Here is a 12,823-nt window from a genome sequence, read left to right as displayed (position 1 = left end):
ATTCGAAGTGAGGGGGTCGATCCCCGTACCATTCCGCCCATGGCTAAGGCACCCGTTCTCACCCCTCAGGCGGAAGACTTCCCGCGCTGGTACCAGGACCTCATCAACAAGGCCGAGCTGGCCGACAACGGTCCGGTGCGCGGCACCATGGTCATCCGACCGTACGGCTACGGCCTGTGGGAGCGGATGCAGCAGGAGATGGACGCGCGCATCAAGAAGGCGGGCGCGCAGAACGCCTACTTCCCGATGTTCATCCCGCAGTCCTACCTGACCAAGGAAGCCGAGCACGTCGAGGGCTTCGCGCCCGAACTCGCGGTGGTCACCCACGGCGGCGGCAAGCAGCTGGAGGAGCCGGTCGTCGTCCGGCCGACCTCCGAGACCATCATCAACGAGTACTTCTCCAAGTGGGTGCAGAGCCACCGGGACCTGCCCCTGCTGATCAACCAGTGGGCCAACGTGGTCCGTTGGGAGCTCCGCCCGCGCGTCTTCCTGCGCACCACCGAGTTCCTCTGGCAGGAGGGCCACACCGCCCACGCCACCTACGAGGACGCCCGTGCGTACGCGTCGATGATCCACACCCAGGTCTACGGCGACTTCATGACCAACGTGCTCGGCATCGACGTCGTGCTCGGCCGCAAGACCGCCAAGGAGCGCTTCGCCGGCGCCATCAACACCCTCACCCTCGAAGGCATGATGGGTGACGGCAAGGCGCTGCAGATGGGCACCAGCCACGAGCTGGGCCAGAACTTCGCCAAGGCGTTCAACACCACCTACCAGTTGCAGGGCGCCGAGCGCGAGCACGTCTGGCAGACCTCCTGGGGCGTCTCGACCCGCATGGTCGGCGGCCTGATCATGTCCCACGGCGACGACAACGGCCTGCGGGTGCCCCCGCGCCTGGCCGCCGTCCAGGCCGTGGTGCTGGCCATCAAGGGCGACGACGCGGTCATCGCCAAGGTCCGCGAGATCGGCGCCCAGCTGGAGGCCGCCGGCATCCGGGTCGTGGTCGACGACCGCACCGACACCCCGTTCGGCCGCCGCGCCGTCGACTGGGAGCTCAAGGGCGTTCCGCTGCGCATCGAGGTCGGCCCGCGCGACCTGGAGAACGGCACCGCGATGCTGGCCCGCCGCATCCCCGGCGGCAAGGAGCCGGTCTCCATCGACGCCCTGGCCGCGCTGCTGCCGGGCATCCTGGAGGAGGACCAGGCGCTGCTGCTGCGCCAGTCCCGCGAGCGCCGCGAGGCCCGCACCGTCGACGTCAAGACCCTCGACGAGGCCGTCGAGGCCGCCGCGACCGGCTGGGGCCGGATCTCCTGGGCCGACCTCGGCGCGGAGGGCGAGGCCAAGCTGTCGGAGCAGGGCGTCACGGTGCGCTGCATCGTCGCGGCCGACGGTTCGGTGCCGCAGACGGACGACCAGGACGGCAATATCGCGATCGTCGCGCGCGCGTACTGACCGCCGCGCACTGATCGCACTGATGCGCGTACCGGTACGCACTGCTGCGAGTAGTGTTGCGCGTACTGACGTGCTACTGCCGTACGTACCGGCGTGCGCACTGTTGCGCGTACTGATGACGGCCGCCGGCAGGTAATGACCGTTACCGGCGACATTTGCCCGGAATGCGGATGGGTAAGAATCCGGTAACTCTGCCGGAGGAGCCCGACCGGGCTACATCCCTACTGGCCAGTCAACTGCCGGTATTAACGGAATAGCGGTACGGTGTACGGCCCGTGGCCCTGTCAACTTCGGCGGGTCCACGGGCCGTACGTCCTGGGGGCGACAGCCCGCCTCCCGGATGGAATTCACGAGGTCCGCCGGTGTTGCGACGGGCCGAAACCGGCAGGGGGTTGGTCTTGCGTAAGATCCGGAACGCGCAATTCGCGCGCAGTCGCGCATTCCTGGGAGTTCCCTGGGAATTCCCGGAGAACGGGAACATGCGGAACATCGGCTCACTCTGCATCGTTGGTCTAGCGTGAGCACGACACAGCCCCTCGTCCTCGCGGCCGAACTGGCCGCCGCCTGGAGTGACATCCAGGCCTACCACCAGGACCTTCCCGACCTGGCCTCGCCCGAGGCACTGATCGGCGAGTCCTCCTCGGCCTGTGGCACGCGGCTCGGTTTCGAGCGGCTCCTCCACGAGGCTGCCCACGGTCTGGCCGCGGCCCGGGACATCCGGGACACCTCGCGCGCCGGCCGCTACCACAACCGGCGCTTCCTGATGCTCGCCTCCGAGCTGGGCCTGGCACACCCGGTCGAGCCGCACGCCAGCAGCGGCTTCTCCCAGGTGACCATGCTCAAGGAGACGCAGGAGCGCTACGCCGAGACCATCGAGCGGCTGGACCGCGCCCTCGGTGCGCACCAGGAAGCGGTGGCCGGCGACGGCACCAACCGCGCCTTCCGCGGCCCGGCCGCCCGGCACGGCTCCTCCGGGGGCGGCGTCCGGGTCAAGGCGGTCTGCGGCTGCGGACGCAACGTCCGGGTCGTGCCGTCAGTGCTCGCCCAGGCGTCCATCGTCTGCGGTGCGTGCCAGCAACCGTTCAAGATCGCATAACCCGGGGTCGGGGCCGGTCGGCGACTGTGCGGGCAGTCGGCGCGGCCGGCGTGATCGGCAGCGGTGACATCGGTGACATCGGTGAGTCTGTGGGCTGACCGGGAGCGGGGGCTCCCGGTCGAGCCCTGAGCTGTTCGTTCGCGGCGCCTGTCCTGGCGCTGTCCGCCGGGTGTGGCCCTGTGTCGCGGGCTCCCGGCGGGTTCCTGGCGAGTTCCTGGCGAGTTCCCTGCGGGTGACGGTCGGGTCGGTCGGGTGTCGGTCGGGGTGGCCGGGAGCTGGTCGGGTGCCGGTCGGGACGGCCGAGTGAAGACCCTTCGCGCCGGTATGGCAGAATGGACAGCTGAGTACTCGGCAGCCGGGTCAGGACCCCTCTCTCCTACGGCTGGCGTGTCCCTTGAACGGCCCGCCCCGCAACCCCACGCGGACGGCAAGGCCGCTCACCCACGTCAACACCAGGAGAATCCACTCCCGTGGCAGTCAAGATCAAGCTGAAGCGTCTCGGCAAGATTCGCTCCCCGCACTACCGCATCGTCGTCGCCGACGCCCGCACCAAGCGTGACGGTCGCGCGATCGAGGAGATCGGCATCTACCAGCCGACCTACAACCCCTCGAAGATCGAGGTCGACAGCGACCGCGCCCAGTACTGGCTTTCCGTCGGCGCCCAGCCGACCGAGCCGGTCCTCGCGATCCTCAAGCTGACCGGCGACTGGCAGAAGTTCAAGGGCCTGCCGGCCCCGGCGCCGCTGCTGGTCGCCGAGCCCAAGGTCGAGGACTTCTCGCACCTGTTCGCGAAGGCCGTCGCCGGCTTCGAGGACGCCACCACCGGTGTCGCCATCACCCCGAAGGCCAAGAAGTCGGACAAGGCCGAGGCTGAGGCCGACGCCGCCGTCGAGGCCTGAGCGTGATCGAGGACGCCCTCGACCACTTGGTAAAGGGCATCGTCGAGCACCCCGACGAGGTGCAGGTGCGTTCGCGCAACCTGCGTCGGGGCAACACCATCGAGGTGCGGGTGCACCCTGATGATCTCGGCAAGGTGATCGGCCGGGGCGGCCGCACGGCGCGCGCACTGCGCACCGTGGTCGGCGCCCTCGGCGGTCGCAACGTCCGGGTCGACCTGGTCGACGTGGACAACATTCGCTGACGCAGCTGCTCGTTCAGCCGTCGGGCTTGAGGCCGACCGGGACGCATGTCGTCCCGGTCGGCCTTTTTCGCTTCCGTGGCCCGATCGGCAGTCCGGTCGCCTGGCCGGCTGGTCGGTCGGCCGTCTGGTCGCCTGGCCGGTCGGTCGGCTTCTGAGGGCCTTCGCCGGCCTTTGTGGGTCCTCGTGGACCTTCGCCGGGGGCGGCTCCAGGCGTCTTCGTCGCATCCGTCTCAGCTCATCTACCCCTGCTCATCTGTCTCTGCCTCTCGCTCAGCAACTCCAGGAGAACGATCACCGTGCAGCTCGTCGTCGGCAAGATCGGCCGCGCCCACGGCATCAGGGGGGACGTCAGTGTCGAGGTCCGCACCGACGAGCCGGAACTCCGGCTCGGCCCTGGTGCCGTCCTGCTCACCGACCCGGCCTCGGCCGGGCCCCTGACCATCGAGTCCGGCCGGGTGCACAGCGGCCGACTGCTGCTGCGCTTCGCCGGCGTCAAGGACCGCAACGCCGCCGAGGCACTGCGCGGCACCCTGCTCATCTCCGAGGTCGACCCGGAGGAGCGTCCGGACGATCCGGAGGAGTACTACGACCACCAGCTGATCGGCCTCGACGTGGTGCTGCTGGACGGCACCCGGGTCGGCGAGCTGACCGAGGTCGTCCACCTGCCGTACCAGGACCTGCTCATGGTGGAGAAGGCCGACGGCACCGAGGTGATGGTGCCCTTCGTCACCCAGATCGTGCCGACCATCGACCTGGAGAACCAGCGGGCCGTGATCACCCCGCCGCCCGGGCTGATCGACCCCGAGGAGGCCGAGGTCGCCCGCGGCGCCTCGGAGGAGCCGGAGGAGTCGGAGTGAGCGCCGAGCAGGCTTCCGGGGACGCCGTCCTCGGGGATGCGGATGTCCACGGTGTCGACGACGTCCAGGGCGACCAGGGCGACCAGGGCGTCCGGTCCGGGATGCGGATCGATGTCGTCTCGATCTTCCCCGAGTACCTGGAACCGCTGAACATCTCGCTGGTCGGCAAGGCCCGGGCCCGTGGCCAGCTCGACGTGCACCTCCACGACCTGCGGGAATGGACCCATGACGTGCACCGCACGGTGGACGACAGCCCGTACGGCGGCGGCCCCGGCATGGTGATGAAGCCCGAGCCGTGGGGCGAGGCGCTGGACGCGGTGGTGGCCGGCGGTCCTGCGGGCGAGGTGCCCACGCTGGTCGTGCCGACCCCGAGCGGGCGCCCGTTCACCCAGGAGCTGGCGCAGGAACTGGCGGGCCGCCCCTGGCTGGCGTTCACCCCCGCGCGGTACGAGGGCATCGACCGCCGGGTCATCGAGGAGGCCGCCACCCGCATGCCGGTGGTCGAGGCCTCGATCGGCGACTACGTGCTGGCCGGCGGCGAGGTCGCGGTGCTGGTGATGGTCGAGGCCATCGCCCGGCTGTTGCCCGGCGTACTCGGCAACGCCGAGTCCCACCGGGACGACTCCTTCGCCCCCGGTGCGATGGCCGACCTGCTGGAGGGCCCGGTCTACACCAAGCCCGCCGAGTGGCGCGGCCGGACCGTACCGGACGTGCTGCTCAGCGGAAACCACGGCAAGATCGCCCGCTGGCGGCGGGAGCAGGCCTTCGCCCGCACCCTGGCCAACCGGCCCGACCTGGTCGGGCGCTGGCAGAACGGCGCCTTCGACAAGAAGGACCGGGCGGCGCTCAGCGTCCTGGGCCTGGCCTGGGACGAGGAGCTGGGCCGATTTCGGTCCGCAGCCGGTGATGTGGAAGAATAGGCCGCTGCTGTCTGTCGCTGGTTCCCTTCCGTAGGGAGCACGTGGACCGGCGCCCTCGCCACGGGGGGATCGCCGCCAGCCGATGCGGCCCGCAGCTCACCCCATTGTGACGAACTTCCGTGGGCGGCCCGTGGCGCCTGCGATGGAGAGCAACATGAGCAACAAGCTCGCTGCTGTCGACGCGGCTTCGCTGCGCACCGACATCCCGGCCTTCCGCGCCGGTGACACCCTGAAGGTTCACGTCCGGGTCATCGAGGGCAACCGCTCCCGTGTCCAGGTCTTCCAGGGCGTCGTCATCCGTCGCCACGGCGCCGGCGTCGGTGAGACCTTCACCGTTCGCAAGGTCAGCTTCAACGTCGGCGTGGAGCGCACCTTCCCGGTGCACACCCCGGTCGTCGAGAAGATCGAGGTCGTGACCCGCGGTGCGGTTCGCCGCGCCAAGCTGTACTACCTGCGTGACCTCCGCGGCAAGGCCGCGAAGATCAAGGAGAAGCGCGACCGCTGATCCACGGACCCCTGGCCGCGCCGGGGGCCGGATCGCTCCGAGGGGCCGGGCTGCCGCAAGGTAAGCTCAGCGCCCGATGAGCACGCACGAACCACTCGCGGACCGCGACGGCAGTCCCGCACCCACCGGTGCGGGCTGGCTGGCGGGGTCCGCGGTCGTTTCCGGGTCGGGGGTGGCGCCGGGGCCAGGGTCGGGGTCGGGGGCGTTCGCGGAGACGGGTGGAGGCCGGGGCGACGTCGAGAGCAGCGGCCAGAACCCGGACCACGATCGGGCCGAGACGACGGACGAGGACGCGGACACGGACGCAGGCGCGGAAGCAGCCTGCGGTGCGACCGACGACGACGAGGCCGACGAGGCCCACGACGAGGCCGACGAGGCGCCCGGGCGGTCGCGTTCGCGGGACCTGTTGCTGTTGGCCGGGATCTGCCTGGCGGCGCTGCTCCTCGTGAACGCCTTCGTGGCCCGTCCGTTCACGGTGCCGTCCGGCTCGATGGAGAACACCCTGCAGCCCGGCGACCGGTTGATCGCCAACCAGCTCGCCTACGCCTTCGGCGGTCACCCCCAGCGGGGCGACGTCGTGGTCTTCGACGGGACGGGATCCTTCCTCCCCGAGTCGGCCGAGCCACCGGGGTTCTGGGACAGCCTGCGCTCGGTCGGCCGGGACCTCGGGCTGGTCCCGGCCGGGGACACGGTCTACGTCAAGCGCGTGGTCGGTGTCGCCGGGGACCGGGTGCGGAGCACCGGCCCGGGTGCGCCGGTCACCGTCAACGGTGTGCCGGTGGACGAGACCGCTTACCTGGACCCGGGCGACCAGCCGTCCGACGTACCCTTCGACATCCTGGTGCCGCGCGGCAAGCTGTTCGTGCTGGGCGACCACCGCAGCGCCTCCCGGGACTCGCGTGACCACCTCGGTGAGCCCGGTGGGGGCTTCGTGCCCGAGGACAAGGTGATCGGCCGGGCCGACTGGGTGGTCTACCCGTTCTCGCACCTGACCGGCCTGGACCGGCCCGCGGCCTTCGCCGCGATTACGGGGACGGGTGGTCATGGGGAGCAGGGGTAGGGGGCGGGTCGCCGACCACCCGGCCCCGGAGCAGGGCAGCGGCGAGGCGGACCACGCCGGCGCCGGCCCCGTTGTACCGGTTCGCGGCCGCGCCGAGCGCCGCCGTAGCGCCCGCCGCGCGGCGCGCCGACGCAAGCGCTCGCTGCTGCGCGAGTTCCCGCTGATCATCCTGGTGGCACTGCTCGTGGCGCTGGTGATGAAGACCTTCCTGATCCAGGTGTTCGTGATCCCCTCGGGCTCGATGGAGCAGACCATCCAGGTCGGGGACCGGGTGCTGGTGGACAAATTGACCCCCTGGTTCGGCAGCGAGCCGCAGCGCGGCGACGTGGTGGTGTTCAAGGATCCGGGCGGCTGGCTGGAGGGCGATCGCAAGCCGTCCGGCGACGGGCCGGTACTGGGCCCGGCCAAGCAAGTGCTGACCTTCGTCGGACTGTTGCCGTCCGACAACGAGCAGGACCTGATCAAGCGCGTGATCGGTGTCGGCGGGGACACCGTCGAGTGCTGCGACGAGCGGGGGCGGCTCAGCGTCAACGGCCACCCGGTGGAGGAGCCGTACCTCGCGGCCGGCAACCCGCCGTCCCGGCAGCCGTTCAAGGTGACGGTGCCGAAGGGGCGGCTGTGGGTGATGGGGGACCACCGCGACGTCTCCGCCGACTCCCGCTTCCACATGGGCAATCCGGGACAGGGCACCGTCCCGCTGACCGATGTGGTCGGTCGCGCGTTCGTGATCGCCTGGCCGCTGGGCCGCTTCCATCAACTCGATGAACCGGGTTCACTCTCCTCTCTTTCCGCGACCCCGCAGGTCGCCAGAACTACGCCGGAATCGATGGCGGTTGGGCCGGTTCCCATGGAACCTCCGCTCGTTATGGGTGTGTTGGGCATCCTTCCGCTTGTCGTTCGCCGGCTGAGGCGGCCTCCGGAGTGAGCCGCTACGGCCGTTGAACGGGCTGGCGGCGCGTGTGGAACCGTGAGCCGGATGCCTTGGAGTGATAGAGAAGTGCAGGTGCGGCCGGGAGCGGTCCCGGCTGTCCGCCAGGCGGTGTTGGTGTCAGGGGAGTCCGCTGTGGGCAATCCTGATGCGTTCATGGTCGTGGTGAGCGTGGTGCCCGCTGTGCGGCACTTTGAGCGCGGGCGCGCGGGCGTCCGCACAGCAGGGAGGAGACGTTGTGGGGGATTTGGTGATCGGTGCCCGCTCAGGCGCCGGGGAACCCGAGGGCCCGGGCGGCCGGGTGAGCCGGTCCGCCGAGTCCTCGGCGCCCTCCGCCGCGGTCGAGGACGCGGCGGCCCAGACCGCCGATGAGCACGGCACCGGCTCGGACGGTCCCGCAGAGCCCCCGCGGCCGGAGAGCGGGGCGGCGGACGGGTCGGCGGACGATTCGGATTCGGAGGCGCCGGCCAAGCCGCGCAAGCAGCGCTCCTTCCTGAAGGAGCTGCCGATCCTGGTCGGCATCGCGCTGATCCTGGCGCTGGTGATCAAGACCTTCTTCGTCCAGGCCTTCTCCATTCCGTCCGAGTCGATGCAGAACACCCTGCAGGTCGGCGACCGGGTGCTGGTGGACAAGCTGACCCCCTGGTTCGGATCCGAGCCCGAGCGCGGAGACGTCGTGGTGTTCCACGACCCGGGCGGCTGGCTCAACGACGAGCCGACCCAGCAGAGCAGCAACTCCTTCGTCCGCGGCGTGCAGGACGTGCTCAGCTTCGTCGGGCTGATGCCCTCCGCCAATGAGAAGGACCTGATCAAGCGGGTCATCGCGGTCGGTGGCGACACCGTCGAGTGCAAGGACGACGGCCCGGTCAAGGTCAACGGTGTGGCGCTCAACGAGCCGTACATCTACTCCGGCAACACCCCTTGCGGGACGCAGCCCTTCGGCCCGGTGAAGGTGCCGAAGGGCCGGATCTGGGTGATGGGCGACCACCGCGCGGACTCGCTCGACTCCCGCTTCCACATGGACCAGCCGGGCGGCGGCACCGTGCCGGTGGACAACGTGATCGGGCGTGCCTTCGTGGTGGCCTGGCCGGTCAGCCACTGGTCCACGCTCCCGGTGCCGGACACCTTCGACCAGAAGGGCCTGGCGGCGGCCTTGCCGGTCGCGCCCCCCGTGGCCGGTGCGGTGGGGGCCGTCGTCCTGCTTCCGCTGGTGCGCCGGGTGCGGACCCGGACGGAGCGCCGGAAGGCCTCCTGAGCTCTACCAGCTCCTCCCCGACCCTTGCGCGGGCCGTGGTACCGACGAGTAATCTGCTCGGACGTGCCACGGCCCGTCGGCGTTCGCGCCCGAGCCACCGGCGTGCCAGTGGTGTTCTCCGGTCGGCCAGAGGTGGACGGTTTCGATGAGCAGTGTCGTGGAGCAGTCGGCCGACCAGTCGGACGCGCCCGCCCCGTCCGGCCGGCGGCCCGCCGCGGTGCTGCAGGGCGTCGCGCTCGCGCTCGGGCTGCTGCTGATGATCGGCGGTTTCGCGCTCATAGCGATCGACTACCGGCCGTACAAGATCCCCACGGCCTCGATGCATCCGACGCTCCAGGTCGGCGACACCGTGCTCGCCCGCAAGGTCGACGGCGGCGCCATCGGCCGAGGCGACGTGGTGGTCTTCCGGGACCAGGCCTGGGGCGGGGAGCTCATGGTCAAGCGGGTCGTCGCGGTCGGCGGCGACACCGTCGCCACCACTGCGGACGACCACCGGCTGACGGTCGACGGACAGCCCGTGGAGGAGCCCTACCTCGCGACCCAGGGCCGCCAGGGCGAGTCGTTCAGCGTGACGGTGCCGCAGGGCCGGCTGTTCCTGCTCGGCGACAACCGGGTCGGCTCGCTCGACTCCCGCACCCACCTGGAGGTCGACGGCGGGACCGTCCCGGCCACCGCGGTCGAGGCCAGGGTCGAGGCCACCCTGCTGCCCTTCGGGCGGATCGGCCTGCTGCACCGGACCACGGCCTTCGACGGTTTCGCGGGCCCGAGGGCCGGGGACCCGGGGCCGCTGGAGCCGGCCGCCTACGCCAGCGTTGCGGGCGCGGCGCTGATCGTCGTGACCTCGGTGGTGGGCGGGGTGGCGGGCCTGGCGCGCCGGCTCCGCCGGGGGCACAGCTCCTGAGCGCGACCGTCGCAGGCCGGGCCGCTCTGCCGAACATCGCCCCGGACGGACGCGCCGGGTGGCAGGATCGGTAGCGCCACCGATACGAACGGAAGGAGCGTGGAGCGCTGCCATGACTGCACAGCGTCGCAGGGCGGCGCGGATCCTGCTGCTGGACGGGCAGGACCGCATCCTCCTCTTCCTGGGGGTCGACCCCGCGGTCCCCGACGAGACGTGGTGGTTCACGCCCGGGGGCGGCTTGGAACCGGGGGAGGACGTGCGGGAGGCCGCCGAGCGGGAGCTCGCGGAGGAAACCGGCTTGCGGGGTGTGGACCTGGGGCCCTTGGTGGCGTACGGCACGGTGTCGTTCTCCTTTCAGGGACAGCGTTACGAGCAGGAGCAGTGGTTCCACCTGGCCCGGACCGCGGGGACGGAACTGGACCACTCGGGCATGGGCGAGGACGAACACGCCCAGCTGCTCGCGGCGCGCTGGTGGACGGTCGAGGAACTGCGGGGGACAGCCGACACGGTCTATCCGGTCGGGCTGGCGGACTTCCTGGAGCGACTGCTGGCAGAGGGCCCACCGGTCGATCCGGTACGGCTCTGAGCGTGGGTGCGGTGGTCCACAATGGGTGGACGTGACAATTTGAGGGGACGCCTGGATGAGTGCCGAAGATCTCGAGAAGTACGAGACCGAGATGGAGCTCAAGCTCTACCGGGAGTACCGGGACGTCGTCGGCCTGTTCAAGTACGTGATCGAGACTGAGCGACGTTTCTACCTCACCAACGACTACGAGCTGCAGGTGCACTCGGTCCAGGGCGAGGTGTTCTTCGAGGTGTCGATGGCGGATGCGTGGGTCTGGGACATGTACCGGCCGGCCCGGTTCGTCCGCAAGGTCCGGGTGCTGACCTTCAAGGACGTGAACATCGAGGAACTCGCGAAGAGCGATCTGGAGCTGCCCTCGGACGAGTCCGGCTTCGGGAACTGACGTTGGACGACTCAGTCCCACGCTGTCCAGCCGAATTTCGCGTGACGGGGGCTTCTCACTCCTGCGGGTGACAGGAGTCGTCTCCAGACCCGAGTTATCCACAGGCAACCGGTAATTCCCGGTTTCGGCCTGCGCGGTGGTGCAGCCTCCTCGGCGGAGGTGGTCACCATGCAGAACGCCATCGTGCAGGACCAGGCCGTACCGAACACGGCCGAGAACGCGGCGGATGACCTGGCCGACCGGGACCGCAGCACCAGGACAGGGCTCGGCCGCTACGGGGAGCGGGTCGCCGCCCGTCACCTCGCGGAGGCCGGGCTCCGCATCCTCGACCGCAACTGGCGCTGCGTCGAGGGCGAGCTGGACATCGTGGCCCTCGACGGCGACACCGTCGCGGTCTGCGAGGTGAAGACCCGCTCCGAGCGGGGCTTCCAGCAGCCCAGCGAGGCCATCGACCGGGCCAAGGCCGCCCGACTGCGGCGGCTGGCGGAGCGCTGGCTGGCCGAACGCTGGCCCGGCCACTTCGCCCGGCTGGCCGGGCCCGGGTACGACCCCGGGCCGTCCGATCCGCAGTGGCCGCCCGCCCCACCGGGCGGAGTGCGGATCGACTTGGTCGCCGTGGTCAACCGGGCGCGGGGTGCGGCCCTGGTCGACCACCTGCGGGGGGTGGTCTGAGATGGCCTTCGCCCGTACCTGTTCCGTCGCGCTGGTCGGGGTCGACGGAGTGATCGTCGAGGTCCAGGCCGATCTGGAGCCCGGGGTGGCCGCGTTCACCCTGGTCGGCCTGCCCGACAAGGCACTCACCGAGGCCCGGGACCGGGTCCGCGCAGCGGTCTGCAACAGCGGGGAGGCCTGGCCCCAGCGCAAGCTGACCGTCGGGCTCAGCCCCGCGTCGGTGCCCAAGAGCGGCAGCGGCTTCGACCTCGCGGTGGCCTGCGCCGTGCTGGCCGCCGCCGAACGGCTCGACCCGTCCTCCATCGCTGATCTGCTGCTGATCGGCGAGCTGGGGCTGGACGGCCGGGTGCGGCCGGTCCGCGGGGTGCTGCCGTCGGTGCTGGCCGCCGCCGATGCCGGATACGAACGGGTCGTGGTCGCCGAGCAGACGGCGCCCGAAGCATCGCTCGTCCCGGGGGTGACGGTGCTCGGGGTCCGCAGCCTGCGCCAGCTGGTCGCCGTCCTGACCGGGGTGACACCGCCGGAGGAGCCGCCCGACCCGATCGGCGGCAGACCGGATCCGCTGATGGCCGGCCTGATGCTGCCCAGCGCGAGCGTCCGGGGCCTGCCCGACGACCGCGCGGCGCGTTTCGACATGGCCGACGTGGCCGGTCAGTACGAGGCCCGGCGAGCCCTGGAGATCGCCGCGGCCGGAGGGCACCACCTCTACCTCAAGGGGCCTCCGGGCGCCGGCAAGACAATGCTGGCGGAGCGGCTGCCCGCGCTTCTCCCGCCGCTGACCCAGAAGGAGTCGCTGGAAGTCACCGCCGTCCACTCGGTGGCGGGCCTGCTCCCGGCCGGGCGTCCGCTGATCGACACCGCGCCCTACTGCGCCCCGCACCACTCCACCACGATGCCCGCGATCGTGGGCGGCGGCAGCGGTCTGCCGAGACCGGGGGCGGTGTCCCTGGCCCACCGGGGAGTGCTCTTCCTCGACTTTACCGACTACCCAGTGGCTGCTTAATTGTGCCGTTTGATGGACCTTTTGTCCTGAAACAGCATTATTTACCGATCGGCAAGGAACCCTCC

General features: G+C 70.7%; 14 protein-coding genes and 1 pseudogene. All 15 read left to right on the top strand.

Annotated elements, in window-relative coordinates:
* Positions 1-39 precede the first annotated feature (39 nt).
* On the top strand, positions 40-1,452 hold the full coding sequence (proS, locus tag ACFWIS_RS26355) for a proline--tRNA ligase (protein WP_380453373.1): 1,413 nt from the start codon (positions 40-42) through the stop codon (positions 1,450-1,452).
* 517 nt (positions 1,453-1,969) lie between these two features.
* The gene (locus ACFWIS_RS26350; protein WP_188307074.1) at positions 1,970-2,548 is read left to right on the top strand and encodes a hypothetical protein; all 579 of its coding nucleotides are present in this window, start codon (positions 1,970-1,972) and stop codon (positions 2,546-2,548) included.
* A gap of 470 nt (positions 2,549-3,018) precedes the next feature.
* Positions 3,019-3,447, top strand: coding sequence for a 30S ribosomal protein S16 (gene rpsP / locus ACFWIS_RS26345; protein ID WP_380453371.1), 429 nt, complete (start codon positions 3,019-3,021; stop codon positions 3,445-3,447).
* Positions 3,448-3,449: 2 nt separating this feature from the next.
* Positions 3,450-3,689 carry an RNA-binding protein gene (locus tag ACFWIS_RS26340; RefSeq protein ID WP_030056773.1) on the top strand — a complete coding sequence of 80 codons (240 nt, stop codon included), beginning with the start codon at positions 3,450-3,452 and terminating at the stop codon, positions 3,687-3,689.
* A gap of 296 nt (positions 3,690-3,985) precedes the next feature.
* Positions 3,986-4,546, top strand: coding sequence for a ribosome maturation factor RimM (rimM, locus tag ACFWIS_RS26335; RefSeq protein WP_380453369.1), 561 nt, complete (start codon positions 3,986-3,988; stop codon positions 4,544-4,546).
* Positions 4,547-4,647: 101 nt separating this feature from the next.
* Positions 4,648-5,466: a tRNA (guanosine(37)-N1)-methyltransferase TrmD gene (gene trmD / locus ACFWIS_RS26330; RefSeq protein ID WP_380453474.1), complete on the top strand. Its 819-nt coding sequence runs from the start codon at positions 4,648-4,650 to the stop codon at positions 5,464-5,466.
* Between the two features lie 154 nt (positions 5,467-5,620).
* Complete coding sequence (rplS, locus tag ACFWIS_RS26325) at positions 5,621-5,971, top strand: 50S ribosomal protein L19 (RefSeq protein ID WP_030243502.1); 351 nt, start codon at positions 5,621-5,623, stop codon at positions 5,969-5,971.
* A gap of 76 nt (positions 5,972-6,047) precedes the next feature.
* A complete protein-coding gene (gene lepB, locus ACFWIS_RS26320; RefSeq protein ID WP_380524008.1) occupies positions 6,048-7,031 on the top strand; it encodes a signal peptidase I in 984 nt (327 codons plus the stop codon).
* On the top strand, positions 7,015-7,956 hold the full coding sequence (gene lepB, locus ACFWIS_RS26315; RefSeq protein ID WP_380453471.1) for a signal peptidase I: 942 nt from the start codon (positions 7,015-7,017) through the stop codon (positions 7,954-7,956). Before lepB (ACFWIS_RS26320) ends, lepB (ACFWIS_RS26315) begins: the two co-directional genes overlap by 17 nt.
* 241 nt (positions 7,957-8,197) lie before the next feature.
* A complete protein-coding gene (gene lepB / locus ACFWIS_RS26310) occupies positions 8,198-9,214 on the top strand; it encodes a signal peptidase I (protein ID WP_380453365.1) in 1,017 nt (338 codons plus the stop codon).
* A 145-nt stretch (positions 9,215-9,359) separates the two neighbouring features.
* The gene (gene lepB / locus ACFWIS_RS26305; protein WP_380453364.1) at positions 9,360-10,115 is read left to right on the top strand and encodes a signal peptidase I; all 756 of its coding nucleotides are present in this window, start codon (positions 9,360-9,362) and stop codon (positions 10,113-10,115) included.
* A 112-nt stretch (positions 10,116-10,227) separates the two neighbouring features.
* Positions 10,228-10,701 carry an NUDIX hydrolase gene (locus ACFWIS_RS26300; protein ID WP_380453362.1) on the top strand — a complete coding sequence of 158 codons (474 nt, stop codon included), beginning with the start codon at positions 10,228-10,230 and terminating at the stop codon, positions 10,699-10,701.
* Between the two features lie 55 nt (positions 10,702-10,756).
* Complete coding sequence (locus tag ACFWIS_RS26295; protein WP_030056781.1) at positions 10,757-11,083, top strand: DUF2469 domain-containing protein; 327 nt, start codon at positions 10,757-10,759, stop codon at positions 11,081-11,083.
* Positions 11,084-11,251: 168 nt separating this feature from the next.
* Positions 11,252-11,755 (top strand): YraN family protein, encoded by a 504-nt coding sequence (locus tag ACFWIS_RS26290; protein ID WP_380453360.1) that lies wholly within the window; start codon positions 11,252-11,254, stop codon positions 11,753-11,755.
* 1 nt (position 11,756) lies between these two features.
* Positions 11,757-12,731 (top strand): annotated as a pseudogene (locus ACFWIS_RS26285) (YifB family Mg chelatase-like AAA ATPase); the annotation flags it as partial.
* Positions 12,732-12,823 lie beyond the last annotated feature (92 nt).

This window comes from Kitasatospora sp. NPDC127060, from assembly GCF_042724935.1.
Classification (GTDB): domain Bacteria; phylum Actinomycetota; class Actinomycetes; order Streptomycetales; family Streptomycetaceae; genus Kitasatospora.
The sequence above is the reverse complement of the archived record's forward strand: the minus strand, read 5'-3'. Positions and strand labels throughout refer to the sequence as shown.